We start from the raw sequence: 25589 nt of genomic DNA on the forward strand, positions 1-25589 counted from the left end.
ACAGGCGCCGGGATCGTCAAGCCTCGACCGGTCGCGCCGGCGGCCTGAACCGCCACGCTTGCAGATCGGCGCCATGGGCGCGCAGCCAGGCGCGATGCGGGGCATGGCCGGGCATCAGGCGCTCGACCTCGGCCCAGAACCGGGTGGAATGGTCCATATGGGCCAGATGCGCGACCTCATGCGCGGCGACATAATCCAGCACCTCGGGCGGGGCCATGGCCAGACGCCAGGAAAACATCAGCCGCCCGTCATGGGTGCAGCTGCCCCAGCGCGAGCGGGTGTCGCGCAGCGCCAGTGCGCGCGGCTGGCGCCCCAGCCGCGCGGCGAAGCGGTCGACCGCCTCGCGCAGGGCGACATGGGCGCGGTGCTTCAGCCAGGCCTGGACCGTGGCGCCCATCGCCCCACGCGCGGGCACATAGAGCACGTCGCCTTCCAGCCGGGCGGCGCGCAGCGGCATGGCGCGCAGCAGCACCGCCTGTCCGGCGACGGGCAGGCGCGCCCCCTCGACCACCAGCTTCGGCCCCGGCATGGCCGAAACCGTGCGGCGCAGCCATTCCGCTTTCGATGCCGCGAATTCGCGGCCCGCCTGAAGCGTCGCGCGCGGCGGCAGGGTCAGCACCACCTCGCCCCCGGCGCGGGGCACGCGCAGTGTCATCCGGCGGGCCCGCGCATTGCGCCGGACCCTGACGGGGATATTGTCGATCTGAAATTGTTCGTGCATTGCTGTCGGGATAGGCCTTTACAGCCACATGGGCTTGTGGCAGGGCGTCCGGGATTCACCTAACCGCTGCGTAAGGAAATTACCATGCCCAAAGAGGAATGGGGCACGAAGCGCCTCTGCCCACATTGCGGGACCCGATTCTACGACCTGCAAAAAGATCCGATGACCTGCCCCGCCTGCGGGTCGGAATTTACGGTGGAAAGCCTGACCCAGGGTCGCGGCCGCTCGTTGGTTTCGGAAAAAACCGCGATGAAGGATGACGATCAGGACGATGATCTGATAGAAGATGATCTCGACGACGACGATACCGGCGATCTGGATGATGATCTGCTGGAAGACGACGATGATGACGGCGACGTATCGCTGGATGAAATCGCCGACGTCGCCGGCGACGACGAGGATTGATCGCAGCTTCGGCAGCGTTCATTCCAAGGGGATTGATCGCGGCCTCGGCCGCGATCATCCATAACGGCAACCAACTACCAGAGGCACTGAAACATGAAATCTCTCTCTGTCTACGCCCCGCAAATGCTAAGCATACTTCGCATTGTCGCGGCCCTGATCTTCATGGCGCATGGCACCCAGAAGATCCTCGGCTTCCCTGCCAGCGATGCGGCTTTTCCGGCCGTGATGTCCAAGCTCTGGATCGCGGGCATGCTGGAGCTGATTGGCGGCGCGCTGCTGGTGGTGGGGCTGTTCACCCGCCCGGTGGCCTTCGTGCTGTCGGGCCTGATGGCGGCGGCCTACTGGATGGCACATGCGCCCCGCGACGCCTTCCCCGCGCTGAACGGCGGCGACGCGGCGATTCTGTATTGCTTCGTCTTCCTGTATTTCGTCTTTTCCGGCCCCGGCCCGATCAGCCTGGACAAAGTGCTGAAACGCGACGGCTAAGACTGAAGCCAAGGAAAACACAGCAGAAAGCGGGGCCAACCGGTCCCGCTTTTTTCTTTTTCGCGGCGCGGACAAGAAACCGTCATTTTATGCTTGCAGCCCTCGGCGGCACCCCCTATACGACCCCCCACGGCAGCGGCGCAACGCGCTCTGTCAGACCTCCGGTGGGGCCATAGCTCAGTTGGTAGAGCGCTTGAATGGCATTCAAGAGGTCAGGGGTTCGACCCCCCTTGGCTCCACCATTACACTTTCCCGACATGAAACATCGCGGAAGCGCCGCCCCATTTGTGCAACCGGGCGCACGATCCGTGCTGATTGCCGTAGGGGAACATGCACGATTCGCGCATCCGTGCTGTCAAGCTGTTGACGGGCGCCGATTAACATTCGTCTATAGGAGAGGCCGAAGTTAACGTCGCGATCCTCGGCGGCCCGCACGGCAATTCGGCAAGCAATCAGGCTGCGTCAGGGAGAGAGCAATTCAGATGAAGGATTTCGACTACGAGCCTGTTGCCGCCAGCAAGATCGAACTCGGCTATCTGGCAGGGGATATTACATTCATGGCGCGGGTGCTTTTCGCCCATGTGCGCCTGGCCAATGCGGAATTTCATCGCGAATGGGATACGGTCAGCGGCACGCTGTCGCTGCTCAGCCTGATCGGGCTGAATCCGGGGATCTCGCAGAACGACCTGGCCAGCACCGTGGTGATGAAGAAATCCGCCGTGACCAAGCTGATTGGCGAGTTGGAAGCCAAGGGTCTGGTCATTCGCGACAAGCCCAAATCGGATCGCCGCTTCAACGCGCTCAGCCTCAGTCTGGAGGGCGAGGCCTTGTGGCTGGAAATGCGCGACCGTCTGCAGGAGCGGCAGGAATTCCTGCTCCAGCCGCTCAACACGCGCGACCGCGACCGGTTGTTCGCCCTGCTGCAACGGCTGGTGGCCTATTATGCGGACCCGTCGGCCACCAGCCGCCGCGCCGACGCCACCGAGCATTGAAACCTGCTTAGCGCGCCACCGAGAGCGGAACCGCCAGCGCGCGCCGCCCGGTCAGAATTGCAATCCCGGTCGGGACCAGTCCTTGCAGCACGGCGTGGTCATGGCGCAGCCCGCCGGTGTAATGGCCAAAAGCCGGCAGGATCAGGTGATCGGTCCCCACCAGAAAGGCGGCTCGGCTGCGCCCGGCGACACGCGCCTTGGGGTGGTAATGCCCCGAGATATCCGGCCCCTGCCCGGCCGCCGCGATATGGCGCAGCCAGAGCCCGGCGCGATGCAGCGCCTCGGCCCCCGTCAGCAGGTCATGGTTGCCCGAGACCAGAAATGTTTCCTGCGCCGCGATCAGGCTGGCGAACAGCGCCCGTTCCTCGACCGGCAGCGCGATGCCCGCGGCGTCATCGTCGAAAATATCGCCCAGCAGGGCCAGCCGGGCCGGCCGCAAGGCGTGCAGCTCGGCTGCCAGACAGGCCAGCGTCTCGCGGGTTTCAAAAGGGGGCAGCAGCGCGCCGCCGCGCCGGGCCATGCGTTCGGATTTGCCCAAGTGCAGGTCCGACAGGATCAGCATCTCCTCGGTCGGCCAATACAGCGCGCCGGATGGCCGGGCGACGAAGCGCTGCCCGGCGAAGTTGAAGGCGTAACCATTCATGCCGCCGCAAGCCCTGCTTCGGCCATCATGCGGGCAGCTTCTTCTTCCAGCAGGCGATCCTCGCCCAGGCCGCTGATCGGGATCTTGCCGACCTCCAGCATCAGGGGCGCGGCCAGCGGGGTCACATGCGGCGGCCGGGCATGGACGATATGGGGGCGCGCGGCCAGCATTTCCTCGATCCGGCCGAAATCGACCAGACCCCGCATCGCCTCGGTCCGGGTCAGGCGCAGCAGCAGATGATCGGGATCGTGGCGGCGCAGGGTGTCATAGATGATATCGCTGGAAAACGTCGCCTGCTTGCCCGATTTGCGCTGTCCGGGCAGGTTGCGCTGCAACAGCCCGGCGACGGTCGCGACATTGCGGAAGCTGCGCTTCATCACCGCATTGCCGCCCAGCCAGTCCTCCAGCCCGTCCAGCAGGCTTTCGCGGGTGAAGAAGGGCGCGGGATCGGCGATCGGGTCCATCGACCAGATCAGCAGCGCGTAATCGGTGGCGACGAAGCCAAGGGGACCAAGTCCCGCCTCCTCCATCCGCCGGGTCAGGATCAGGCCGAGCGTCTGGTTCGCGTTGCGCCCCGCGAAGGTATAGGCGCAGAAATAGGCGCGCCCGCCCCGTTCGAAGGATTCGCAGGTCAGCGTGCCGGGTTGCGGCAGCACCGAAATCTCGCGCTGCAGGTCCAGCCAGTCGCGGGTCGGGCCGGGCAGCCTGTCCCATTTCGCCGGATCGCCGATCAGGTCCAGAACCCGCGCCGAAAGCTCGGTCGAGGTCACCAGCTTGGTGCCGTTGAACACCGCGATCTTCGGGCTGCGCGAAGGCTGGGGCGTCACCTCGACCACCATCTCGCGCAGCCGGTCATAACGCACGGTCTTGCCGCCGATCAGGAAGGTGTCGCCGGGCGAGAGGCTGGCGGCGAAGCCTTCCTCGACCTCGCCCAAAGGCGCGCCGCCATGGCGGTGGCGGACCTTCAAGGTTTCGGTCTCGGTGATGGTGCCGATATTCATGCGGATCATCCGCGCCGCGCGCGGGTCGCGCAATTGCCACAGGCCACCGCGTTCGACCAGCCTCTGCCAGCGGTCATAGGCGCGCAGCGCATAGCCGCCGGTCGCCGCGAAATCCAGACAATCGTCGAACTGCGCCCGCGTCAGCGCCGCGTAAGGCCCGGCACTGCGGAATTCGCGAAACAGCGCCTCGGCATCGAAGGGCCCGGCGCAGGCGGTCAGCAGGATCTGCTGGCACAGCACATCAAGCCCGCCCCAGGTGCCGACCGGGCCGCGCCCCTCGCCATCCAGATCGCCCGCCGCGACCGCCTGCAACGCGGCCACGCATTCGATCACCTCGAAGCGGTTCGCCGGCACGATCCGCGCCTTCGAGGGCGCATTGTAGCGGTGGTTCGCCCGCCCGATCCGCTGCACCAGCCGCTTGACGTTCTTCGGCGCGCCGACCTGAATGACCAGATCGACATCGCCCCAGTCGATGCCGAGATCGAGGCTGCCGGTCGCCACCACCGCGCGCAACTGGCCCGCCGCCATCGCCGCCTCGACCCGGCCGCGCACCTCGCGCGACAGGCTGCCGTGATGCAGCCCGATGGGCAGGTTGTTATCATTGACGGCCCACAGCGCCTGAAAGAACAGCTCGGCCTGCGCGCGGGTATTGATGAACACCAGCGTCAGCCGCGCGGCCTCGATCGCCTCCATCACGTCCTTCGCCGCATGGCGCGCGCCACCCCCCGACCAGGGCGCGGGCAGCGTGGTGTCCAGCATGGCGATATCGGGCGCGGGGCCGGGATCGGCCAGCACGATCCGCGCCCCCCCGATATAATCGGCAAGCGCCGCCGGGTCCTCGACCGTGGCCGACAGCGCCGAGACCCGCAGATCCGGCGCAAGGTTGCGCAGCCGGGCCAGCCCCAGCATCAATTGATCGCCCCGCTTGCCTTCGGCAAGGGCGTGGATCTCGTCGATGACCACCCGCTTCAGACCGCCGAAGATCTTGGGCGCCTCGGGATAGGACAGCATCAGCGCCAGACTTTCCGGCGTGGTCAGCAGGATCTCCGGCGGGTCCACCCGCTGGCGCGCCCGGCGCGCGGCGGCGGTGTCGCCGGTGCGGTCCTCGATGCGGATGTTCAGGCCCAGATCGGCCACTGGGCGCGACAGGTTGCGCGCGATGTCATTGGTCAGCGCCTTCAGGGGCGAGACGTAAAGCGTGTGCATCCCCTCATGCGGGCCGTCCATCAGATCGGCCAGCGTCGGCAGGAACCCGGCCAGCGTCTTGCCGCCGCCGGTCGGCGCGATCAGCAGCGTGTCCTCCTTCGCCTCGAACAGATCGAGCTGATGCGGATGCGGGGTCCAGTCCTGACGGGTGAACCAGTCGGCGATCCTGGTGGGCAGGGTCATGGCGCCTCGGCGGGCAGCAGGGCGCGCAGGGTCTCGATCCGGTCGGCCTCGGCCGCGGGCTTGTCGTCGCGGATGCGGCTGATGCGCGGGAAGCGCATGGCGACGCCGGATTTGTGGCGGCCGGACCGGTTCAGCCCCTCGAAGGCGACCTCGACCACCTTCACGGGTTTGACGGCGCGGACCGGGCCGAAACGCTCGATCGTATTGCCGCGCACGAAACGGTCGAGCGCCCTCAATTCCTCATCCGTGAAGCCGAAATAGGCTTTTCCGACCGGCACCAGCTCATTCCCGTCCCAGACACCAAAGGTGAAATCCGAATAATAGCCCGAGCGTTTGCCGTGGCCCCGTTGGGCATATAGGAGCACCGCGTCGATCACCAAGGGATCTCGCTTCCATTTGAACCACGGCCCTTTCATGCGTCCCGCCAGATAGGGGCTGTCGCGGCGCTTGATCATCACCCCCTCGATCACCGGATCTGGCGGCGCGGCGCGCAGGGCGGCGAGGCCGTCCCAATCGCCGAAATCCAGCAGGGCCGAGGTGTCGATCTGCGGATCGCCAAGGCTGGCGATGGCGGCTTCCAGCCGCGCCCGGCGTTCGGCAAAGGGCAGCGCCCGCAGATCCTCGCCCTGCCAGATCAGCAGGTCATAGGCGCGCAGACCCGCCGGATGGGTCTCCAGCAGCTTTTTCGACACGGTCTTGCGGTTCAGCCGCTGCTGCAATTCGCCGAAGGTGCCGACCGCATCGCCGCGCCGGACCAGCAATTCGCCGTCGATCACCCCTTCGAAATCCAGCCGGTCGAGCAGGTCGGGAAAGGCCGCGCCGATATCCTCGCCGGTGCGCGAATAAAGCCGCCGCCGGCCCTGATCGGAGACCGCCTGAACACGGATGCCGTCCCATTTCCATTCCGCCACATAATCCGCCGGATCGAGCGGGCGAAGCGCGTCGAGATCGGTCGCCGTCGACAGCATGACCGGCCGGAAGGGCGCAAGGGCCGCCGCTTCGGGCCTGGCACCCCCTTCCACCCAAGCGAACAGGTCCAGATAGGGCGGCGTCAGCCCGTGCCAGATCTCCTCGATCTCGATCAGCTGCAGGCCGCCATATTCCGCCAGCGCAGCCCGCGCCAGCCGGGCCGAGACGCCGACCCGCATCGCCCCGGTCGCCAGCTTCAGATAGGCATAACGCTCGGAAGGGTTCAGCGCGTCCAGCCGCGCGGCAATCAGCCCCGGCAGCCCGGCCTTGCCGGTGGTCTGCAATTCCGCGACCAGTTGCGGCAGCGGCAGGTCGGTATCGTTCGGCGGGGTTTCGGGATCGGGCCAGATCAGCGCGATCGTCTCAGCCAGATCGCCGACGAAATCATAGCTGATGGCGAAAAGCTCGGGATCGACGCGTTCGGCCACCAGCCCGCGCAGCAACGAGGGCGTGACCGCGCGCAGCTTCAGATCTCCGGTCAGCGCGGCAAGCGCGAGCCCGCGTTCCGGGTCGGGGACGGCGGCGAAATATTGTGCCAGCAGCCGCAGCTTGGCGTTGCGCTGCGGCGTGAAGGCGAGCCGTTCCAGCAGGGCCGCGAAATCGCGCATCACTCGGCCTCGTCCTCATAGCCCGCCAGATGCAAGGGCCGCGCGGCGCGGCCCTGCAACTCGCACCAGCGGATCACGGCATCCTCGCGGCCATGGGTGACCCAGGTCTCGGCCGGGTCCAGTTCGGTGATGGTGCGGGTCAGATCGGCCCAGTCGACATGATCCGAGATCACCAGCGGCAGTTCCACCCCACGCTGACGGGCGCGGGCGCGGACCGACATCCAGCCGCTGGCGAAGGCCAGCACCGGGTCGGGGAAGCGCTGCGCCCATGTGGATTCAAAGACCGAGGGCGGGGCAATCACGATCTGCCCGGCGAAATCGGCCTTCTTCAGGCTGTTATCAGTCGCCGGACGCAGATCGCCCAAGGGAACGCCCTCCGCGATGTGATAGGCGGACAGCCTTTCCAGCGAGCCGTGAATATAGATCGGGCCATCCCATCCCGCCTCGCGCAGCAGCATCATCACCCGCTGCGACTTGCCGAGGGAATAGGCCCCGACAATGTGCGCGCGTTCAGGGAACGCCGCGACCGAGGCCAGCAGCTTCTGCGTCTCGGTCGCAGGGTCGGGATGATGAAAGACCGGCAGCCCGAAAGTCGCTTCGGTCACGAAGATGTCGCAAGGCACCGGCTCCCACGGGGCGCAGGACGGATTGGCCACGCGGGCGTAATCGCCCGAGACGGTGACACGCGGGCCGCCCGCCTGCACGGCGATCTGGGCCGAGCCGAGGATATGGCCGGCCGGATGAAAGCTGACCTCTGCCTCGCCGATGCGCATCCGGCCTTCGGCGATCTGGCGGCTGGCGGTGAAATCCTCGCCATAGCGGATCGCCATCAGGTCGAGCGTCTGCCGTGTGGCCAGCACCGCGCCGTGACCGGCGCGGGCGTGGTCGGCATGGGCATGGGTGATGAGCGCCCGGTCAACCGGCTGGGTCGGGTCGATATGGAAATCGCCGCCGGGACAATACAGCCCCTCGGGGCGCTGGATCAGCGGCGCCCGCGTCGCGCCCATTCAGCCGAAGTCAAGCGTCGCGTGGGTGCCCATATCCGGCTTGTCGCCAGTCATTTTGGCCTTGGCGATCTGATACAGGAAGCCGAGCGCGCCGGTATCCGAGAGCCAGACCTCGGCCTTGGTCGGCCGATAGCGCAGCAGTTGCACATCGGGATCGCGCGGGCCGCCCTCGAACCAGGCCGAGGCGATGATCCCCCAGATCTCCTCGGTCTTGGCCTCGTCTTCGGACAGCGAAAGCTTGCCGTGAATATCGGCATAGATCCCGTGCTTTTCGCTGCAGACCAGATAGCAGCCCTCGGCGCCCGCCGCCGCCGCTTCGGCCATCGGCGTGCCCTTGGCGGTGATGAACCACAGATCGGGGTCCTCGCCGGTCAGGTTGTGGGCCATCGGCACGAAACGGTCGTCACCCACCTGCAGCATGCCGGTGTGGACGGATTTCATCTTGTCACGAAATTCCTTCCTGAGATCATCAGTCATCGCAATCTCCTTGGGTTGAGCGACAGATCAACCCGGCGCAGGGCCTGTGGGTTCCGCCCCCTCAATGTCCGAGAATCTGGCTGAGGAACAGTTTCGTACGCTCTGATTGCGGGTTGTTGAAGAATTCGGTGGGGGTGTTCTGTTCGACGATCTGGCCCTGATCCATGAAGATCACCCGGTCGGCCACCGCTTGCGCGAAACCCATCTCATGGGTGACGACCAGCATGGTCATGCCGGTTTCCGCAAGCTCGATCATGGTGTCCAGCACCTCCTTGATCATCTCGGGATCGAGCGCCGAGGTCGGTTCGTCGAACAGCATGATCCGCGGCTCCATGCACAGCGACCGCGCGATTGCCACCCGCTGCTGCTGGCCGCCCGAAAGCTGGCCCGGATATTTATGCGCCTGTTCGGGGATGCGCACCTTTTCCAGAAAGCGCATGGCGATTTCCTCGGCCCGCGCTTTCGGCATCTTGCGCACCCAGATCGGCGCCAGCGTGCAGTTTTCCAGCACGGTCAGATGCGGGAACAGGTTGAAATGCTGGAAGACCATGCCGACTTCCGAACGGACCTTGTCGATATCCTTGATATCGTTGGTCAATTCGATGCCTTCAACGATGATCTGCCCGGACTGGTGTTCCTCCAGCCGGTTGATGCAGCGGATCAGCGTTGACTTGCCCGAACCGGACGGCCCGGCAATGACGATGCGTTCGCCGGCGGCCACGTTCAGGTCGATGTCGCGCAACACGTGGAAATTGCCATACCACTTGTTCATCTTGCGGATCTGGATGGCGGTTTCGGTGCCGAGGCGCGGCGTTTCGGTCAGGGTTTCGGTCGAGGTTTGGGTCAGACTGGACATGATCCCTCAGCGGTGTTCGCGGCTCAGCCGGCGTTCGAGATACATCGAATAGCGCGACATCGAGAAGCAGATGACGAAGAAGATGGCGCCGGTGAAGATGAACGGCTCCCAATAGATGCCCTTCCAGGTGAATTCCGAACGCACCACGTCGGAAATCCCCTTCAGCGGGTCATAGAGGTTGATCAGCCCGACCAGCGTGGTGTCCTTGAAGACGCCGATGAAGGTGCCGACGATGCCGGGGATCGAGATCTTCAGCGCCTGCGGCAGAATGATCAGCCGCTGCGCCTGCCAGTAGTTGAGGCCAAGGGAATCGGCGGCCTCGTACTGGCCTTTCGGCAGCGCCGCGAGGCCGCCCCGGATCACCTCGGCCATATAGGCGGCGGCGAACAGGGTGACCATGATGATGACCCGCAGGATCAGGTCAAAATGCGTCTGCGGCGGCAGGAAGTATTTCAGCAGCACCAGCGCCACGAACAGCAGCGTGATCAGCGGCACGCCGCGGATGAACTCGATGAAGACCACGGCGAGGCTGTAGATGATGAACATGTTCGACTGCCGCGCCAGCGCCAGCAGAATGCCCAGCGGCAAGGACAGCACGATGGCGGAAACGCCGATCACCACCGACAGAAGGAAGCCGCCGAAGACCGAGGATTGCACCACCGGCAGATGCAGAGGCAGGATCAGCGTGGCCAGGCTGGCAGCCGGGGCGGCAAGAAAGATCCACCACAGCACCGTTACGGCAATGCCGGTCAGGGCCGACACCCCGCGCGGCACCAGCGCCGAGACGCCATAGCCGACCGCAAAGCCCATCAGCAGCATGAACGGATACCACGGGCTGCCCCCCCAGAGCAGCCAGACCGCCAGCACCGGATAAAGGGCCGTCACCATCAGCAACCGCATCGGCGCATATTCGGCCAGCAGCAAAGCCGCCGCGAACAGCGCCCAGACCAGCACGACGGTCCAGTCGGGCGATGCCGTCACCGCCAGCAGCACCATGCACAGCAGGCCACCCCCCGCCAGCACCCAGCGGCGGATGTTGGCGTTGACCGAGAACAGCACCGGCGCCAGCGCGATGAACAAAAGCCCAAGCGTCAGGATCGGGCGCCAGTATTCGGCGCGCGGATAGAAGCCGAAGATATACTGATGCCAGCGCACCCGGATCACCGCGAAACAGGCGCCGGTAGCGCCCTCGCCCCAGGTCTGGGTGATGATCTGGCGGCATTCGGCCAGGCTGTTCGCACGCCAGACGGAATGGGCGAACCAGGGCCAGAAATGCCGGATCAGCGACCAGATGATGACGAGGCTCAGCACGGTCAGCAGGCTGTTCAGCCAGCCCGAGAACAGGTTCTCGCGCAGCCAGCCGAGCAGCCCTTCCTGCCGGCGCGGCGGCGCGGCGGAGGGCAGCATCTCGGTGCGCAGATAGGCCGGGGAGGCGTTCGCGTCGCTCATCCTACCGCTCCTTCAGCTTGACGCGGTTGTTGTAGATATTCATCACCCCGGACACCGTCAGGCTGATCGCCAGATAGATCGCCATCATCAGCAGGATGCCCTCCATCTCGCGTCCGGTCTGGTTGACGGTGGTGCCGCCCAGCGTGCCACGCAGGTCCATATATCCCACCGCCACCGCCAGCGAGCTGTTCTTGATGAGGTTCAGATATTGCGAGATCAGCGGCGGAATGATGACCCGCAGCGCCTGCGGCAGGATCACCAGATTCATCGTCCAGCCGGGGCTGAGGCCGAGCGCGTATGCCGCCTCGGTCTGGCCCTTGCTGATGGCGAGGATGCCGGCGCGGACGATCTCGGCGATGAAGGCGCCGGTATAGAGCGACAGCGCCAGCCACAGCGCCACCAGCGAATTGTCGACATTGATGCCGCCCTTGAAGTTGAACCCGGCCAGTTCGGGGACCTCCAGATGCAGGCCGAAGAACACAGCCATGGCCGCCGGCGGCACCACGAACAGCGCGAGGTTGATCCACCAGGTCGTGGGGCGCCGTCCGGTGGCGTTCTGGATGCGCTGCGCGCGGGCATTGACGATGCGGCGCAGCACGATGGCGGCGATGAAGAAGGCGATGCCCATGATCGCCAGCCAGGGGATCTCGATCCGGCCGATCACCAGCGCGCCCGGCGAATGTTCGGCCACGATCGAAGGGATGGCGGTATAGCGGTTGGTGGGCGCGATCAGGCCCAGAAACAGTTCCCGCGCATTTTCGCCCCGGTATTCGCGGGGGCCGGGCGTGATCTCGGTCAGGGCGGCATAGATGATGAGGATCCACAGCAGCAGCGGGATGTTGCGGAAGATCTCGACATAGATGGTCATCAGCCGGGCGATCAGCCAGTTCTTCGACAGCCGCAGAACCCCCGCCACCACCCCCAGCACCGTCGCCGTCGCACAGCCGAGCGCCGAGACATAGAGCGTGTTCAGCAGCCCCACCATCGCCGCGCGCAGATGGGTGTCGTCGCTGGTATAGGGGATCAGCTGCTGCGGGATGTCATAGCCCGCGCGGTTGAACAGGAAGCTGAAATCGATGTCCTTGCCCAGGCGCGCCAGGTTCAGGACCGTGTTATGCACGATCCAGGACACCAGCAGCATCAGCAGGATGAACACCACCACCTGGATGGTCAGCGAACGGTAGTGCCGATCATAGATCAGCATGCTCAGCCGGAAGGGCGGCGCGGGCGGGCCGGCCGGGGCGCTTTCGGTCATTCAAATCTCCCTGAGATCCGGCGCGGAATTGGTCCCGTCTTGTCCCGGAATGCGAAACGCGCGGAACCGGTCCGCGCGTCGCTTGTCCTCTGGCCGATCAGCGGAACGGCATGGCGTACATCAGTCCGCCCTGCGTCCATTGCGCGTTCAGCCCGCGCGCCAGCCCGATCGGGGTCTGTTCGCCAATAGTGGCGGCGAAGATTTCACCATAATTGCCGGAGGCGGCGATGGCGCGTTTGGCCCAGTCCTTGTCCAGCCCGATCATCTTGCCGAGGTCATCAGTGGTGCCCAGCAGACGCTGCACCTCGGGGTTCTGCGACGACTTTGCCAGTTCCTCGATATTGGCCGAGGTGACGCCGTATTCCTCGGCCGCGATCAGTGCATACAAGGTCCAGCGGGCGATATCGGCCCAGTTGCTGTCGCCGTGACGCACCGCCGGCCCCAGCGGCTCTTTCGAGATGATCTCGGGCAGGATGACGTGATCGCCCGGATTGGCGAAGGCCGCCCGCGTCGCCGCCAGACCCGAAGCATCGGTCGTATAGGCATCGCAGGCCCCGGCCAGATATTGCTGCTCGCCTTCCGAGTTGCTGTCGATATTGACCGGCTGATAGGTCATGTTGTTGGCCTTGAAGTAATCGGCCAGGTTCAGTTCGGTGGTGGTGCCGGTCTGGATGCAGATGGTGGCGCCGTCCAGTTCCTTGGCCGAGCTGACGCCCAGCGATTTCGGCACCATGAAGCCCTGACCGTCGTAATAGTTCACGCCGATGAAATCGAGCTTCAGGTCGGTATCGCGCGAAAAGGTCCAGGTCGAGTTACGCGCCAGCAGGTCCACCTCGCCCGAGGCCAGCCCGGTGAAGCGGGTCTGGCCGGTCAGCGGGATATATTTCACCTTGCTGGCATCGCCCAGAACCGCGGCGGCGACGGCCTTGCAGAACGAAATGTCAAAGCCGCTCCAGTTGCCATTGGCATCGGGCGAAGCGAAGCCCACGAGGCCGGGATTGACGCCGCACAGCAATTCGCCGCGGGCCTTGACCTGTGCCAGCGTATCGCCTTCGGCCGCAAATCCGGCACCGGCGATCAGCGCGCTGACGGCGGCTGCGCCGAGAAACACGGTAGTTTTCATGAACTTCCCTTCCCGTTAGGGCGGCGTTGCCGCCTGTCGTTATGGCCGGGCGCTTGGCGGCCCGATAGGCAACATTGTGCCGATCAGCCGCCATGCGTCAAGCACGGCGTCACGCCGCGCGATCACGACTTGAGAAGACCGAGCAATCTTTCGGCATTGCGCATCGCCTCAAGGCGGTCTTCGGCGGCGGCATCGGCCTCCTCGTCGCGGCCCCAGCGTTCGGCCTGAAACTCCTCGTCGATGCGGGCGAGGGCATGGGCTTCATCGGCGCTCAACCGGCCATCCAGCACCGCAAGTCCCAGAATCAAAGAACCCGGCAACGTGACCAGATCATGAAAGGCCGTGAGTTCATAAGGGGTCAGCGTGGCGATGCGCGCCCGGAGGCGCGCAAGTGCTGCGGGGTCCTGTGTCACCGGCATCAGCCCCTCGGTCACGGCCAGCGGCGCGTCATAGCGCTCGCGCGCCCAATCCAGCACCGGGTCCCAGCCTTCCGCCTGACGGGTCTTCAGCCCCTCGGGTTCGGTGGCGCGATAGCTGAGCAGGTCGGTGCCGCCATAAGCGCCCAGCATGTCGGCCACGGCGTCGAATTGCGGGCTCACCTTCTCGATGGCGGAATTGGCGGCGCGGGTCAGGGGCATCGACAAGGGGTCGATCACCTCGCTTTGGGCATCCCATTCCGCCGCCACCGCATCCGCCAGCGCGCGGGTGGGCAGGATCAGCGGATGCTTGCCCGGCGTCATCACCGGCTTGCCGTCCAGGGTGACGCGGAAGCCGCCCTCTGCCGGTTCGACCGCGGCGGCTTTCCAGAACCTGCGTGCCTTCCATTCGCTCATCGTGCCCACTCCTCGATCATGGTCTGAAGCTGGCCGAAATCGCCCGCCACAGCAACGCCCAGCTCATCCAGTGCCGGCGCCCCATGATAGCCCCAGCCGACCCCCAGCGCCGCCGTCCGCGCATTCAGGGCCATCTGCATGTCGAAACTGGTATCGCCGATCATCACGGCCCCGGCGGGATCGACCCCGGCCTCGTCGCAGGCCGCCAGCAGCATGGCCGGATGCGGCTTCGAAGGGTGGTTGTCGGCAGTCTGCAGGGTTACGAAACGCCCGCGCAGCTGGTGATGGTCCAGCATCGCATCAAGGCCCCGGCGCGCCTTGCCGGTGGCAATGCCCAGCATCAGGTCGTCGCGCTGCCCCAGCGTATCGAGACAGGCGCGCGCACCGAGATACAGCGGCGCCTCGTCCGCCAGGCGCCGCGACAGGAAGGCGGCGCGGTATCCCGCGACCACCTCGTGATGGCGCGCCTCGGGTTCATTGGGCAGCAGGGTCGCGACGGCGACCGGCAACGACAGCCCGACGATCGACAGGACCCGCGCGCGATCCAGCACCGGCAGACCCGCCCCCTCCATCGCCTGGGCCATGGCGCCGACGATCAGCGACTGACTGTCGACCAGCGTGCCGTCGACATCGAAGACGATCAGTTTCACCGCAGTTCCTCGAACGGATCGGCGGGCACGTCATTTTCCTGCCAGCCGAGCGTTTTCCAGGTCCGCTTCATGTGATCGGGCAAGGGCGCCGTGAAGGTCATTTTCTGCTTGGTGATCGGGTGGGTGAAACTCAGGCTGCGGGCATGGAGATGCAGCTTGCGGCTGATCTCGCCTCCCAGTTGGGCGCCCCAGCCGTCGCCCAAGTTTTCCTGACCCGAGCCGCCATATTTGCCGTCGCCCACGATCGGGTGGCCCAGCTCGGCCATATGGGCGCGCAGCTGGTGGGTCCGGCCGGTGATCGGCACCAGCGCGCACCAGCTGGCCCGCTGCGCCAGATTGTCGAGCACCGCGTAATCGGTGGTGGCGCGCTTGGCGCCCTCGGTCGTGTCGATGTCACGGGGGTGGACGGCGATCATCTTCTCGCCCTCGCCGCTTTTGCCATGACCGGGGGCCTTGACCAGCCCGTAACGCACGGTGCCCATGCGCGGGCTGGGCACCCCCGCCACCGCCGCCCAGTAGATCTTGCGGGTCGAGCGGTCTCGGAACGCCTCGCTCAGCGCACGGGCGACGCGGTCGGTGCGCGCCAGCACCAGCACGCCCGAAGTGTCCTTGTCCAGCCGGTGCACCAGCTTGGGCCGCTCCTTGTAGCCGAATTTCAGCGCCTCGGCGAGGCCGTCGACATGGCGGTTCCCCTGACCCGAGCCGCCCTGCGACGGCAGCCCCGGCGGCTTGTTCAGCACGATGATATGCTGATCCTTGAACAGCACCGCCTTCTGGATCATCTCGGCGTCGGTATCGCTGATGCGCGGGCCCTGTTCCGGCGGCGGGGGCGCCGCATCGGGCAAGGGGGGCACGCGCACCTCCTGCCCGGCCTCGATCCGGCTGTTGGCCTTGACCCGACCGCCATCGACACGGATCTGGCCGGTCCGGCACATCTTTTCGACCGCCCCTTGCGTCAGCTGGGGAAAGCGCTTCTTCAGCCAGCGGTCGAGGCGCTGATCGCCCTCGTCCCCGGTGACGCGGATGGTCTGCACGCCGCTCATGCAAGGATACTCCGTCCAAGGGCCAGACCGGCTGCGACCGCCAGCAGGGATGCCGCAACGGACAGGATGACATAAACCGCCGCCTGACCGCCCTGCCCGCGTTCCCACAGCGTCAGCGTGTCCAGCGAAAAGGCCGAAAAGGTGGTGAAGCCACCCAGCACCCCGGTCAGCAGGAAGGGTGCCAGCGCATGCCCGCCGCGATGGGCCAGCACCGAGGCCAGGAGCCCCATCAGCAGGCAGCCGGTGACATTCACCACCAGCGTGGCCACCGGAAAGCCGGGGCCCAGCAGCCGCATCGTGGTCAGGTTGACGCCATAGCGCGCCGAGGCGCCGATCGCGCCCCCCGCCGCCACCGAAAGAAAATTCATCATCATCCCGCGTCCCTGCCCTGCCAAGGTGTCGCCGTCAACCGTCGCCTTTGTCGCCGCGCTTCGCCCGCTGACTGACGAACCAGTCCACCCGCTTCTTCAACTCACGTTCGAAGCCGCGTTCGACCGGTGCATAGAGAACCGGGCGCTTCATGCCTTCGGGGAAATAGTTCTGGCCGCTGAAGGCGTCCTCGGCATTGTGGTCATAGGCATAGCCCGCGCCATAGCCCTGCTCCTTCATCAGCTTCGTCGGCGCGTTCAGGATATGCGCGGGCGGCATCAGGCTGCCCGTGCGCCGGGCCTCGGCGCGGGCGGCCTTATAGGCGGCATAGCCGGCGTTCGACTTCGGCGCCAGCGCCAGATAGATCGTCGCCTGCGCCAGCGCCAGCTCGCCCTCGGGGCTGCCCAGACGCTCATAGAGCGCCCAGGCATCCAGGCAATGCCGCTGCGCCGCCGGATCGGCGAGGCCGATATCCTCGATCGCCATCCGGGTCAGGCGACGGGCCAGGTAACGCGGATCCTCGCCCCCTTCCAGCATCCGCGCCAGCCAATACAGCGCCGCATCCGGGTCGGAGCCGCGCACCGATTTGTGCAGGGCGGAAATCAGGTTGTAATGTTCGTCCCCCGACTTGTCGTATTTCGCCGCCCGCTTCATCAGACGCTGCGACAACTGGTCGGTGTCCAGCTTGCCATCGACCTTCCAGGCCATCACCTGTTCGATCAGGTTCAGCGCCGCGCGGCCGTCGCCATCGGCCATTTCCAGCAGCGCTTCGCGGGCCGGGGCGTCCAGCGGCAGGGGGCGGTTCAGCTCCTTTTCGGCCCGCTGCGCCAACAGTTCGAGATCGGCGAGGGTGAGCCGGTCCAGCACGATCACCTGCGCGCGCGACAGCAACGCCGCGTTCAGCTCGAAACTGGGATTTTCGGTGGTCGCGCCGACCAGCAGGATGGTGCCGTCCTCCATATGCGGCAGGAAGCTGTCCTGCTGGGCGCGGTTGAAGCGGTGAATCTCATCGACGAACAACAGCGTGCCGCCGCCCTGCTGGCGGCGCAGTTTCGCGGCCTCGAACACCTTGCGCAATTCCGCGACGCCGGAAAAGATCGCGCTGATCTGGACGAAATGCAGATCCGTCTCGGCGGCAAGCAGCCGCGCGATGGTGGTCTTGCCCACCCCCGGCGGCCCCCAGAGGATCAGCGAGGAAAGGCTGCCCGCCGCCAGCATCGCGCCCAGCGGCCCACCCCGGTCAAGCACCTTACCCTGCCCGATGACATCGGACAGGGTGCTGGGACGGATGCGATCAGCCAGCGGGGCCGCGCGCGCGCTGCGCGGGGCATCCGGGGCCGAACCGCCGTTCGGGACTGTGTCGAACAAATCTGCCATGACAGGGTGAAGATAGTCCTCCCATCAGACGCACAAAAGGGTCAGTGCAGTTTCTGGACCAGATTCGTCGCGACGCATTGGAACGCGCCGTCGTCAAAGTTCAGGACCGGCCCCATGGCCTCGCCTTCCATCCCGCAGCGGCGATACCAGCGCGGCCAGTTGGCGTCGATCAGCCCGATATGCCGGGTGGCGCCCAATTCGCGCGCGGCCTGGTTCAGACCCGAGATCAGCTCGGCATGAACCTTGCGGCGCAGCCCCATCGGCACAGCGTGGCTGACGAAGACGCGGCTGGATTCCCAGACATGCTCGTCGACCGGCGCCTCCTCGAACAGCAGGTTCTGCGGGATCGCGCCGCCGAGAATGCCGCGCTGCGCGTCGCGGATCATATAGGAATAGACACCGCAGCGCGCCGTGGTCGGCGTCAGCCGGATCCCGGCCAGAACCTCGCCACGTTCGTGGACCGCGACCCAGCGCGAGGCCGGAGTGTCATACTGATCGAACTCCATCCCCTCGGCCTGCGGCAGATCCCAGTTGTTCTGGACGATAAAGCTCTGGCGGCGGGCGCGAAGGACGTTGGCGAACAATTCGCCGTGAAAGTGCATGTTTGCAAAAGAAATAGTGGTCGTCTGCATAGTCGTTACTCCTGGGGTTGAGGGCAGGCCCCCAGGTGGGGCGGTCTTACAGGCGATACCTTACAGCAGACGGTATTCCTTGGCCCTCTGAAGCGCTTCGGCAGTGGTCCGGGCCATCAAACGTTCCCGCGCAGAGATGAGCCGAGCCTTGAACGCGCTTTCCGTGATGCCAAGTTTGGCAGCCGCTGCTGCATGGCGATCGCCCTCCGCAATACACCGAAGGGCCTCGATCTGAGCCTTGGTCAGGCTCTCCGGCGGCTCCGTGAGTTCGTGGAGCTGGCGGATCAGTTTCGAGATCTGCTCGATCTCGGAATCGGTGTATTCACGGTCGCCGCGGCTCAACCCGCCGATCGATCGCGAACTGATGGGACCATGCGAAAAGGCGACCCCGTATTTCATGCCGAACGCGGCGGCGTCGCCCAGGATATTAAAAGGGTCAGGCACGGGAATGGCCGACCAGCGGACCGCGCCATTGGTCGAGAAGCCCCAGGCAATCATCGGATCGCGCAGCGCATAGGCCTTGGTCGAATAGTGATCCGACCATTCCTTGGCATAGGTCTGAAATTGCATGATCGGGGCGGCAAAACGGATATGCAGCCCGATGAAATATCCCTTCGGAGCAAGCGGATTAAGCTTGTTGAGGATCGCGGTGATTTCTGCGCGTGCGGACATATGTGCTTTTAGTCAAATTGTCTCAATTGCGTTCGATGCCACATTGGCCGGTTTCGTCCACCAAGTGAAGCGGAATCCTCCGCCTCAATCACAAGATGTAGTTAACGGATTATCAACATCGCCAAGGACTTGGGGTATTCTCACAGATTCCTTGGGAAAATGCGCATATCTGGGGCGCCAGCACAATCTGGCGCCAAACCTCAACCTGCCCTTTCAGCCAGCAACACATGGCTTTTTAGACAGAAAAAGGCCCCGCAGCGGGTGCTGCGGGGCCGATTTCAGGTCGCGCGGGGGCGAATCACTCCTCGGCGAAGTCCTCGGCCTCGACGCGCGCGCGGTCGGCGGCGCCCTTGGCGGAGGTGTCGCGGTCGACCAGCTCGATGATCGCCATCGGGGCCATGTCGCCATAGCGGAAGCCGGCCTTCAGGATTCGGACATAGCCGCCCTGACGGTCCTTGTAGCGCGCGCCCAGAACCTCGAACAGCTTGGCGACGTGCTGGTCCTGCTTCAGCTGGGCCGCGGCCTGACGACGGGCGTGCAGATCGCCGCGCTTGGCCAGCGTGATCAGCTTTTCGACGATCGGACGCAGTTCCTTGGCTTTCGGAAGCGTGGTCTTGATCTGCTCGTGCTCGATCAGCGAGCCGGACATGTTGGCGAACAGCGCCTTGCGGTGTTCGTGGGTGCGGTTGAGGCGGCGGTAGCCACGTGCGTGACGCATGATGTTTCTCCTTTTACGTCTTTTGCTTTGTCTGGCGGCCTTGCGTACAGGCCGCTCTCCTTGGGGCGGGATGCCCGGTATTTGGCGGGGCAGTCAGACCGCCCCGGCCGAAATCAGAATTGGTCGTCGAAGCGCTTTGCCAGATCTTCGATGTTTTCCGGCGGCCAGTCGACCACGTCCATGCCCAGATGCAGGCCCATGCCCGAAAGCACTTCCTTGATCTCGTTCAGCGACTTGCGGCCGAAGTTCGGGGTGCGCAGCATCTCGGCTTCGGTCTTCTGGATCAGGTCGCCGATATAGACGATGTTGTCGTTCTTCAGGCAGTTGGCCGAACGGACCGACAGTTCCAGCTCGTCGACTTTCTTCAGCAGGCGCGGGTCGAATTCCAGACCATCATCGCTGTCCTGCGCACGCGCCGCTTCCGGCTCGTCGAAGTTCACGAAGACCGACAGCTGGTCCTGAAGGATGCGCGCGGCATAAGCCACTGCGTCGTCCGGGGTCAGCGAACCGTCGGTTTCGATCTTCATGGTCAGCTTGTCATAGTCCAGCACCTGACCCTCGCGAGTGGGGGTGACTTCATAGCTGACGCGCTTGACCGGCGAGAAGATGGCGTCGATCGGGATCAGACCGATGGGCGCATCTTCGGGACGGTTCTTGTCGGCGGCGACATAACCCTTGCCGGGGGCAACGGTCAGTTCCATGTTCAGTTCCGCCCCGTCATCCAGATGACAGATGACATGGTCGCGGTTCAGGATGGTGATGCCGGCGGTTTCCTGGATGTCACCGGCCTTGACCTCGCCCGGCCCCTTGGCCGAGAGCGTCAGGCGCTTGGTGCCGTCCACGTCCATCTTCAGCGTCACGCCCTTGAGATTCAGGACGATGTCGGTCACGTCCTCGCGGACGCCGGCGACGGACGAGAATTCATGCAGCACGTTGTCGATCTGCACGGAGGTGATGGCCGCGCCTTGCAGCGACGACAGCAGCACGCGACGCAGCGCGTTGCCGAGCGTCAGGCCGAAGCCACGCTCCAGCGGTTCGGCCGTGACGGTGGCGACGCGGGTGGCGTCGGCGCCGGTCTTGACGTCCAGCTGCGCGGGCTTGATCAGTTCGGCCCAGTTCTTGTGGATCATGCGATTGCCTCCATACCTGTTCCGATCCCATGACCAGCAATCGGAACGCCCGAGGTGAAATGCGAAAAGTCCCGTCCGCGCCCCGAAAACCGGGGCGCGGACGGGTCAATCAAGTCCGATCAGACGCGGCGGCGTTTCGGCGCGCGGCAGCCGTTATGGGCAATCGGGGTCACGTCGCGGATCGCGGTGATGTTGAAGCCAACGGCCGCCAGCGCGCGCAGCGCCGATTCACGCCCCGAGCCGGGGCCCTGAACTTCAACTTCCAGCGTGCGCACGCCGTGTTCCTGCGCCTTCTTGCCAGCGTCTTCAGCGGCCATCTGGGCGGCGTAAGGGGTCGATTTGCGCGAACCCTTGAAGCCCATCGTGCCGGCCGAGGACCAGGAAATGGCATTGCCCTGAACGTCGGAGATCAGGATCTTGGTGTTGTTGAACGAGCTGTTCACATGCGCCACGCCGGTAGCAATGTTCTTGCGTTCCTTGCGCTTGGTGCGCGTCTTGTCACGAGCCATCTGCCTGCCTCCTTATTTCTTCTTGCCGGCGATCGGTTTCGCCGGGCCCTTGCGGGTGCGGGCATTGGTGTGGGTGCGCTGACCACGGACCGGCAGGCCGCGACGGTGACGCAGGCCACGGTAGGAGCCGAGGTCCATCAGGCGCTTGATGTTCATCTGCGTCTCGCGGCGCAGGTCGCCTTCGACGGTCAGGTTGGCATCGATGTATTCGCGGATCTGCAGCACTTCAGCGTCGGTCAGGTCGTTCACGCGACGGGTCGGGTCAATGCCCACCGAGGTGATGATCTGCTCGGCGAAGTGGGGGCCGATGCCGTGGATATAGGTCAGGGCGATGGGGACGCGTTTCCCCGTCGGAATATTAACGCCAGCAATACGAGCCACGCGTATGTCCTTTACTGTTGCGGTTCCGTAGCACCGGAACCTTTTTTCACAACCGAAGGCCCGAAAGCGGGTTTCGGGCCTTAACGATTTCACCGGGATGGTGATTCCCCTTGCAGGGATGACGTGACCTAGTGGCGATTCGGGCGAATGTCAACTGTCAGTTGATTGTCGGCCTGCACGGTTCCGGCGGGGCGCCGCCGGCAGGATATTCGGCCAGAGTGTACGCGGCGCTACAGCGCTTTCAGCACCGCGTCCATCTGCGCCGCGACCTCGTCCACCTCAGCCATGCCGTCGACCGGGTGCAGATCACCCTTGGCATAGTAATAGCCGATCAGCGGCGAGGTTTTCTTGTAATACTCCAGCAGCCGGGTCTTCAGGCTGTCGGCATTATCGTCGGGACGGCGGCGCAGATCGGTCGAGCCGCAGACGTCGCAGACGCCGGGCACCTTCGTCGGCTTGGTGGTGTCGTGATAGACCTCGCCGCAATTACCGCAGGTGAAGCGGCCCGAGATCCGATCGACGAGCGCGGCGTCATCCACCTGCATCTCGATCACGGCATCGACCTTCTGACCCATGCCTTCCAGCAGCAGCCCGAGCGCATCGGCCTGCGCCAGCGTGCGCGGAAAGCCATCGAAGATGAAGCCCGGCGCATCCGAGCTTTCCAGCTTCTCGCGGATCAGGCCGATGACGATTTCATCGGTGACCAGTTTGCCCAGTTTCATCACCTCGGCAACCAACCTGCCCATCTCGGTGCCCGAAGCCTGCGCCTCGCGGAGCATGTCGCCGGTCGAGAGCTGGACCAGCCCCCGCTCCTCGACCAGCCGGCGCGCCTGGGTGCCTTTGCCCGCGCCCGGCGGCCCGAGAAGAATGATGTTCACGGTCATGCTGGGTCCCTCTTCCTCGGTTCGCCGGCGCGTCAGCGGCGCGCCGGGGCCTTGCGTGTTTTTGTGGTGCCCGGTTTGCGCTTGCCGCGCAGTTGGGATTTCTCGATCAGACCTTCATATTGGTGCGCAAGCAAGTGGCTTTGCACCTGGTTGATGGTGTCCATCACAACCGAGACCACGATCAGAACCGAGGTGCCGCCGAAATAGAAGGGCACGGCCAGCTGGCTGCGGATCACCTCGGGCAGAAGGCAGACGGCGGCAAGGTAGATCGAACCGATCACCAGGATCCGGTTGACCACGTAATCGAGATATTCCTCGGTCCGCTTGCCGGGACGGATACCGGGGATGAAGCCGCCCTGATTTTTCAGGTTTTCGGCCACATCATCGGATTTGAAGGCGACGTTGTTGGTATAGAAATAGGCGAAGAAGACGATCATCGCCGCGAAGAAGATCAGGTAAAGCGGCTGGCCGGGGCCGAAATAAGCCAGCACGCGCGACATGATCGGACCGGTCTGGTTCCCCGAGAAGGTCGAGATCGTGACCGGCAGCAGCAGCAGCGAGCTGGCGAAGATCGCTGGAATAACGCCGGCCGGGTTGACCTTGATCGGCAGGTGCGAGCTTTGCCCGTCATAGATCTTCATGCCGACCTGACGGCGCGGATACTGAATATGGATCTTGCGCAGCGCACGTTCCATGAACACCACGAAAGCCACGACCGCCACCACCATCACTAGGATGCCGATGATGACCGGGGTCGACACCGCGCCCGAGCGGCCCTGACTGAAGAATTGCGCCAGCGCCGCGGGAATTTCCGCCACGATGCCGACGAAGATGATCAGCGAGATGCCGTTGCCGATGCCGCGCGCGGTGATCTGTTCGCCGATCCACATCAGGAACATGGTGCCCCCGACCAGGGTGATGACCACCGAGGCCTGGAAGAACAGGCCGGGATCATGCGCAAGACCCCCCGCCTCCAGCGACTTCGCCAGACCGTAGGCCTGAAACAGCGCCAGCGCCACGGTGGCATAGCGGGTATACTGGTTGATCTTCTTGCGGCCCTGCTCGCCCTCTTTCTTCAGCTGTTCCAGTGCCGGCACCATCGAGGCCAGCAGCTGCACGATGATCGAGGCGGAGATATAGGGCATGATGCCCAGGGCGAAGACGCCCATCCGGCCAAGCGCACCGCCGGTGAACATGGACAGGATCCCACCGAGGCCGGACTGCGCCTGTTCCATGAAGTTGCGCAGCGCGGCGCCATCGATGCCGGGGACCGGGATATAGGTGCCGAGGCGGTAGATGATCAGCAGTCCGAGCGTGAACCAGATTCGCTGACGAAGTTCCGTGGCCTTGCCCAATGCCCCCCAGGAGAGGTTTGCGGCCATCTGTTCTGCGGCTGACGCCATATTCGCCCCCAGTTTGCGGGTCTTGATCGTGAAAGCGCCGCCGGACCTGTGGAGATCCCGCGGCGCTAAAGGAAACTCGGTGCCGTATGTAAGGGGACGGGCGTCCCCTCACAAGCACAATCACTCGGCCGCGGCGACTTCGCGGGCGGGGACGGTGACGGTGATCTTGCCACCGGCCTTCTCAATCGCCTCGACGGCGGATTTCGACGCGCCGGCGACGGTGATGTCCAGCTTGGCCTTCAGTTCGCCCTTCGCCAGCACGCGGATGCCGTCCAGCTTGCGGCGCACGACGCCGGCAGCCACCAGCGCGTCTTCGGTCACCGGCGCCTTGGCGTCCAGCTTGCCCGCATCGATGAAGCTCTGGATCTGGCCCAGATTGACGACGGCGAATTCCTTGGCGTTCGGCGCGGTGAAGCCACGCTTCGGCAGGCGGCGGTACAGCGGCATCTGGCCGCCTTCGTAACCGTTCAGCGCCACGCCCGAACGCGAGGTCTGGCCCTTGATGCCGCGACCGGCAGTTTTGCCCTTGCCAGAGCCCGGACCACGCGCCACGCGCTTTTTCTTGCGGTTCGCGCCTTCGTTGTCGCGGATTTCATGCAGTTTCATATCGCTTCTCCTGAAGCCGGAAACGCCCCATGAAGCGAAGGGGGCGGACACGGCATTTCTTGCTTGTTTGAGTCGGTGCCAGCTTGGGCACCGGCGGCGTATAGCGCGTGCAGGGGCGGCAATCAAGTCTTTCGCGCGGTCTCTGCGGGATCTAGAAGGCGAACCAGACGGCCAACTTCACCGCCTGCTCGCCGTCGCCCCAAAGCGGCAGGACCATGCCCATCTCGCCCTTGGCGGGACCGACGAGATCGCGCACAAGCGTCGCCGCCAGCTTGCCCGAGAAACCGATATCGTCGCGATGTTCCAACCGCAACTGGTTGACCAGCATCATCGACGATGTCGCGTGCCAGCCGAGCGTCGCGTCGACCTTGGCCGTCACGTCGGGCGTCACATAGCTGAGCAGCCCGGCATTCTGCCCGGCCAGTTTCGCCAGTTCCGCCTGATCCTTCATCTGCGCGGCCACCTTCAGCCGCGCATCGACCGCCAGCCAGCCGCCGCCGCGAATGCCCCGCAGCAGCGGCAAACTGTCCCAGCCGCGCCCCCAGGAGACGCCGATCTGCGCCAGCGGCACCAGTTCATCGTCGCGTTGCAGAACGCCCATGCCGGTCGAGATGGTGATCCGGTCCGGCCCCGCGCCGCGATCCAGCGCCCGCTGCCACCAGATCATCGCGCTGGTTTCGTCGGCACTGCTGCGGCCAATCTCGAACCCCAGCGTGTCGCGCGCATTCATGCCGTATTCGCCATAAAGGCCCGCATAGCTGTTGCCCTCGCGGTCACCCTCCTCCGAGAAGGACAGAAAGGCCGTGCCCTTCTCGCGCGGCCAGGGACCGGCCCCGGCCGCGCCGGCACCGGCCACCAGCAGCAGCAGGCAGAAGCGAATCGTCAGCCGCACGTCCGGTCCTCATTTTTCGGGCCAATGAGGGCAACCTAGACCGGACTGGTTAGCGAAAGGTTAACCGGATCTCCGACGCGCCAAAAACGCAGGCCGCCATTCCGGCAGG

The 25589-nt window shown here is 65.0% G+C and carries 28 protein-coding genes and 1 tRNA gene; 4 read left to right on the forward strand and 25 right to left on the reverse strand.

Features of this window, described 5'->3' with window-relative positions:
* Positions 1 to 16: 16 nt before the first annotated feature.
* The gene (locus H1S04_RS10705; RefSeq protein ID WP_181745581.1) at positions 17 to 721 is read right to left on the reverse strand and encodes a M48 family metallopeptidase; all 705 of its coding nucleotides are present in this window, start codon (positions 719 to 721) and stop codon (positions 17 to 19) included.
* 84 nt (positions 722 to 805) lie between these two features.
* Here H1S04_RS10705 and H1S04_RS10710 point away from each other — a divergent pair, with 84 nt between their 5' ends.
* The 4 genes from H1S04_RS10710 (at position 806) to H1S04_RS10725 (ending at position 2604) form a co-directional block, all read left to right on the forward strand.
* The gene (locus H1S04_RS10710; RefSeq protein WP_181745582.1) at positions 806 to 1126 is read left to right on the forward strand and encodes an FYDLN acid domain-containing protein; all 321 of its coding nucleotides are present in this window, start codon (positions 806 to 808) and stop codon (positions 1124 to 1126) included.
* A gap of 123 nt (positions 1127 to 1249) precedes the next feature.
* Complete coding sequence (locus H1S04_RS10715) at positions 1250 to 1612, forward strand: DoxX family protein (RefSeq protein ID WP_366521929.1); 363 nt, start codon at positions 1250 to 1252, stop codon at positions 1610 to 1612.
* A 166-nt stretch (positions 1613 to 1778) separates the two neighbouring features.
* Positions 1779 to 1854, forward strand: a tRNA-Ala gene (locus H1S04_RS10720).
* Between the two features lie 240 nt (positions 1855 to 2094).
* Positions 2095 to 2604, forward strand: coding sequence for a MarR family winged helix-turn-helix transcriptional regulator (locus H1S04_RS10725; protein WP_181745584.1), 510 nt, complete (start codon positions 2095 to 2097; stop codon positions 2602 to 2604).
* A gap of 7 nt (positions 2605 to 2611) precedes the next feature.
* Here the strand turns inward: H1S04_RS10725 and pdeM are convergent, their stop codons facing one another.
* From pdeM to H1S04_RS10845, 24 genes are all read right to left on the reverse strand, one after another.
* The gene (pdeM, locus tag H1S04_RS10730) at positions 2612 to 3247 is read right to left on the reverse strand and encodes a ligase-associated DNA damage response endonuclease PdeM (protein WP_181745585.1); all 636 of its coding nucleotides are present in this window, start codon (positions 3245 to 3247) and stop codon (positions 2612 to 2614) included.
* Positions 3244 to 5637 (reverse strand): ligase-associated DNA damage response DEXH box helicase, encoded by a 2394-nt coding sequence (locus H1S04_RS10735; RefSeq protein ID WP_181745586.1) that lies wholly within the window; start codon positions 5635 to 5637, stop codon positions 3244 to 3246. The genes pdeM and H1S04_RS10735 overlap by 4 nt, the downstream gene beginning before the upstream one ends.
* Positions 5634 to 7214 (reverse strand): cisplatin damage response ATP-dependent DNA ligase, encoded by a 1581-nt coding sequence (locus H1S04_RS10740; RefSeq protein ID WP_181745587.1) that lies wholly within the window; start codon positions 7212 to 7214, stop codon positions 5634 to 5636. The genes H1S04_RS10735 and H1S04_RS10740 overlap by 4 nt, the downstream gene beginning before the upstream one ends.
* Complete coding sequence (locus H1S04_RS10745) at positions 7214 to 8221, reverse strand: ligase-associated DNA damage response exonuclease (RefSeq protein ID WP_181745588.1); 1008 nt, start codon at positions 8219 to 8221, stop codon at positions 7214 to 7216. Before H1S04_RS10745 ends, H1S04_RS10740 begins: the two co-directional genes overlap by 1 nt.
* Positions 8222 to 8698, reverse strand: a complete 477-nt coding sequence (locus H1S04_RS10750) for a pyridoxamine 5'-phosphate oxidase family protein (RefSeq protein WP_181745589.1) — start codon at positions 8696 to 8698, stop codon at positions 8222 to 8224. It abuts the gene before it with no gap.
* Between the two features lie 61 nt (positions 8699 to 8759).
* Complete coding sequence (locus H1S04_RS10755; RefSeq protein ID WP_181745590.1) at positions 8760 to 9554, reverse strand: amino acid ABC transporter ATP-binding protein; 795 nt, start codon at positions 9552 to 9554, stop codon at positions 8760 to 8762.
* A gap of 6 nt (positions 9555 to 9560) precedes the next feature.
* A complete protein-coding gene (locus H1S04_RS10760; protein ID WP_181745591.1) occupies positions 9561 to 11003 on the reverse strand; it encodes an amino acid ABC transporter permease in 1443 nt (480 codons plus the stop codon).
* Between the two features lies 1 nt (position 11004).
* Complete coding sequence (locus H1S04_RS10765; protein WP_255435577.1) at positions 11005 to 12258, reverse strand: amino acid ABC transporter permease; 1254 nt, start codon at positions 12256 to 12258, stop codon at positions 11005 to 11007.
* A gap of 97 nt (positions 12259 to 12355) precedes the next feature.
* Complete coding sequence (locus H1S04_RS10770; protein WP_181745592.1) at positions 12356 to 13381, reverse strand: amino acid ABC transporter substrate-binding protein; 1026 nt, start codon at positions 13379 to 13381, stop codon at positions 12356 to 12358.
* 122 nt (positions 13382 to 13503) lie between these two features.
* Entirely contained in the window at positions 13504 to 14214 is a 711-nt protein-coding gene (locus H1S04_RS10775; protein WP_181745593.1) for an ATP12 family chaperone protein, read from the reverse strand.
* The gene (locus tag H1S04_RS10780; protein WP_181745594.1) at positions 14211 to 14864 is read right to left on the reverse strand and encodes an HAD-IA family hydrolase; all 654 of its coding nucleotides are present in this window, start codon (positions 14862 to 14864) and stop codon (positions 14211 to 14213) included. Before H1S04_RS10780 ends, H1S04_RS10775 begins: the two co-directional genes overlap by 4 nt.
* Positions 14861 to 15907: an RluA family pseudouridine synthase gene (locus H1S04_RS10785; protein ID WP_181745595.1), complete on the reverse strand. Its 1047-nt coding sequence runs from the start codon at positions 15905 to 15907 to the stop codon at positions 14861 to 14863. Before H1S04_RS10785 ends, H1S04_RS10780 begins: the two co-directional genes overlap by 4 nt.
* Complete coding sequence (gene crcB / locus H1S04_RS10790; RefSeq protein ID WP_181745596.1) at positions 15904 to 16281, reverse strand: fluoride efflux transporter CrcB; 378 nt, start codon at positions 16279 to 16281, stop codon at positions 15904 to 15906. The genes H1S04_RS10785 and crcB overlap by 4 nt, the downstream gene beginning before the upstream one ends.
* A 31-nt stretch (positions 16282 to 16312) precedes the next feature.
* Positions 16313 to 17653 carry a replication-associated recombination protein A gene (locus H1S04_RS10795; protein ID WP_181745597.1) on the reverse strand — a complete coding sequence of 447 codons (1341 nt, stop codon included), beginning with the start codon at positions 17651 to 17653 and terminating at the stop codon, positions 16313 to 16315.
* A gap of 41 nt (positions 17654 to 17694) precedes the next feature.
* Positions 17695 to 18285 carry an acyl-homoserine-lactone synthase gene (locus tag H1S04_RS10800; RefSeq protein ID WP_181745598.1) on the reverse strand — a complete coding sequence of 197 codons (591 nt, stop codon included), beginning with the start codon at positions 18283 to 18285 and terminating at the stop codon, positions 17695 to 17697.
* Between the two features lie 60 nt (positions 18286 to 18345).
* Positions 18346 to 18957 (reverse strand): autoinducer binding domain-containing protein, encoded by a 612-nt coding sequence (locus tag H1S04_RS10805; RefSeq protein ID WP_181745599.1) that lies wholly within the window; start codon positions 18955 to 18957, stop codon positions 18346 to 18348.
* A gap of 298 nt (positions 18958 to 19255) precedes the next feature.
* Positions 19256 to 19675 carry a 50S ribosomal protein L17 gene (rplQ, locus tag H1S04_RS10810; RefSeq protein ID WP_181745600.1) on the reverse strand — a complete coding sequence of 140 codons (420 nt, stop codon included), beginning with the start codon at positions 19673 to 19675 and terminating at the stop codon, positions 19256 to 19258.
* A gap of 113 nt (positions 19676 to 19788) precedes the next feature.
* Positions 19789 to 20805 carry a DNA-directed RNA polymerase subunit alpha gene (locus tag H1S04_RS10815; protein WP_181745601.1) on the reverse strand — a complete coding sequence of 339 codons (1017 nt, stop codon included), beginning with the start codon at positions 20803 to 20805 and terminating at the stop codon, positions 19789 to 19791.
* Between the two features lie 119 nt (positions 20806 to 20924).
* On the reverse strand, positions 20925 to 21314 hold the full coding sequence (rpsK, locus tag H1S04_RS10820; protein ID WP_166331012.1) for a 30S ribosomal protein S11: 390 nt from the start codon (positions 21312 to 21314) through the stop codon (positions 20925 to 20927).
* Between the two features lie 12 nt (positions 21315 to 21326).
* Entirely contained in the window at positions 21327 to 21695 is a 369-nt protein-coding gene (gene rpsM, locus H1S04_RS10825) for a 30S ribosomal protein S13 (protein WP_181745602.1), read from the reverse strand.
* 230 nt (positions 21696 to 21925) lie between these two features.
* On the reverse strand, positions 21926 to 22579 hold the full coding sequence (locus H1S04_RS10830; RefSeq protein WP_181745603.1) for an adenylate kinase: 654 nt from the start codon (positions 22577 to 22579) through the stop codon (positions 21926 to 21928).
* Between the two features lie 32 nt (positions 22580 to 22611).
* On the reverse strand, positions 22612 to 23982 hold the full coding sequence (secY, locus tag H1S04_RS10835; RefSeq protein ID WP_181745604.1) for a preprotein translocase subunit SecY: 1371 nt from the start codon (positions 23980 to 23982) through the stop codon (positions 22612 to 22614).
* Between the two features lie 120 nt (positions 23983 to 24102).
* Positions 24103 to 24588: a 50S ribosomal protein L15 gene (rplO, locus tag H1S04_RS10840; protein WP_181745605.1), complete on the reverse strand. Its 486-nt coding sequence runs from the start codon at positions 24586 to 24588 to the stop codon at positions 24103 to 24105.
* 151 nt (positions 24589 to 24739) lie between these two features.
* A complete protein-coding gene (locus H1S04_RS10845; RefSeq protein ID WP_298948260.1) occupies positions 24740 to 25480 on the reverse strand; it encodes a hypothetical protein in 741 nt (246 codons plus the stop codon).
* Between the last annotated feature and the right edge of the window lie 109 nt (positions 25481 to 25589).

This window comes from Paracoccus sp. S1E-3, assembly GCF_013868135.1.
In the GTDB taxonomy this organism is placed as follows: domain Bacteria; phylum Pseudomonadota; class Alphaproteobacteria; order Rhodobacterales; family Rhodobacteraceae; genus Paracoccus.

Bases quoted from the DNA above. Each gene is read 5' to 3' on its own strand.
- H1S04_RS10765 (WP_255435577.1), bottom strand. From the start codon at position 12,258: ATGACCGAAAGCGCCCCGGCCGGCCCGCCCGCGCCGCCCTTCCGGCTG.
- H1S04_RS10805 (WP_181745599.1), bottom strand. From the start codon at position 18,957: ATGTCCGCACGCGCAGAAATCACCGCGATCCTCAACAAGCTTAATCCG.
- H1S04_RS10725 (WP_181745584.1), top strand. From the start codon at position 2,095: ATGAAGGATTTCGACTACGAGCCTGTTGCCGCCAGCAAGATCGAACTC.
- H1S04_RS10785 (WP_181745595.1), bottom strand. From the start codon at position 15,907: ATGAGCGGCGTGCAGACCATCCGCGTCACCGGGGACGAGGGCGATCAG.
- secY (WP_181745604.1), bottom strand. From the start codon at position 23,982: ATGGCGTCAGCCGCAGAACAGATGGCCGCAAACCTCTCCTGGGGGGCA.
- H1S04_RS10750 (WP_181745589.1), bottom strand. From the start codon at position 8,698: ATGACTGATGATCTCAGGAAGGAATTTCGTGACAAGATGAAATCCGTC.
- H1S04_RS10740 (WP_181745587.1), bottom strand. From the start codon at position 7,214: ATGCGCGATTTCGCGGCCCTGCTGGAACGGCTCGCCTTCACGCCGCAG.
- H1S04_RS10735 (WP_181745586.1), bottom strand. From the start codon at position 5,637: ATGACCCTGCCCACCAGGATCGCCGACTGGTTCACCCGTCAGGACTGG.
- H1S04_RS10775 (WP_181745593.1), bottom strand. From the start codon at position 14,214: ATGAGCGAATGGAAGGCACGCAGGTTCTGGAAAGCCGCCGCGGTCGAA.
- H1S04_RS10760 (WP_181745591.1), bottom strand. From the start codon at position 11,003: ATGAGCGACGCGAACGCCTCCCCGGCCTATCTGCGCACCGAGATGCTG.
- H1S04_RS10745 (WP_181745588.1), bottom strand. From the start codon at position 8,221: ATGGGCGCGACGCGGGCGCCGCTGATCCAGCGCCCCGAGGGGCTGTAT.
- pdeM (WP_181745585.1), bottom strand. From the start codon at position 3,247: ATGAATGGTTACGCCTTCAACTTCGCCGGGCAGCGCTTCGTCGCCCGG.
- H1S04_RS10815 (WP_181745601.1), bottom strand. From the start codon at position 20,805: ATGATCCACAAGAACTGGGCCGAACTGATCAAGCCCGCGCAGCTGGAC.
- H1S04_RS10770 (WP_181745592.1), bottom strand. From the start codon at position 13,381: ATGAAAACTACCGTGTTTCTCGGCGCAGCCGCCGTCAGCGCGCTGATC.
- crcB (WP_181745596.1), bottom strand. From the start codon at position 16,281: ATGATGATGAATTTTCTTTCGGTGGCGGCGGGGGGCGCGATCGGCGCC.
- H1S04_RS10710 (WP_181745582.1), top strand. From the start codon at position 806: ATGCCCAAAGAGGAATGGGGCACGAAGCGCCTCTGCCCACATTGCGGG.
- H1S04_RS10705 (WP_181745581.1), bottom strand. From the start codon at position 721: ATGCACGAACAATTTCAGATCGACAATATCCCCGTCAGGGTCCGGCGC.
- H1S04_RS10830 (WP_181745603.1), bottom strand. From the start codon at position 22,579: ATGACCGTGAACATCATTCTTCTCGGGCCGCCGGGCGCGGGCAAAGGC.
- H1S04_RS10715 (WP_366521929.1), top strand. From the start codon at position 1,250: ATGCTAAGCATACTTCGCATTGTCGCGGCCCTGATCTTCATGGCGCAT.
- rplQ (WP_181745600.1), bottom strand. From the start codon at position 19,675: ATGCGTCACGCACGTGGCTACCGCCGCCTCAACCGCACCCACGAACAC.
- H1S04_RS10800 (WP_181745598.1), bottom strand. From the start codon at position 18,285: ATGCAGACGACCACTATTTCTTTTGCAAACATGCACTTTCACGGCGAA.
- rplO (WP_181745605.1), bottom strand. From the start codon at position 24,588: ATGAAACTGCATGAAATCCGCGACAACGAAGGCGCGAACCGCAAGAAA.
- H1S04_RS10795 (WP_181745597.1), bottom strand. From the start codon at position 17,653: ATGGCAGATTTGTTCGACACAGTCCCGAACGGCGGTTCGGCCCCGGAT.
- rpsK (WP_166331012.1), bottom strand. From the start codon at position 21,314: ATGGCTCGTGACAAGACGCGCACCAAGCGCAAGGAACGCAAGAACATT.
- H1S04_RS10755 (WP_181745590.1), bottom strand. From the start codon at position 9,554: ATGTCCAGTCTGACCCAAACCTCGACCGAAACCCTGACCGAAACGCCG.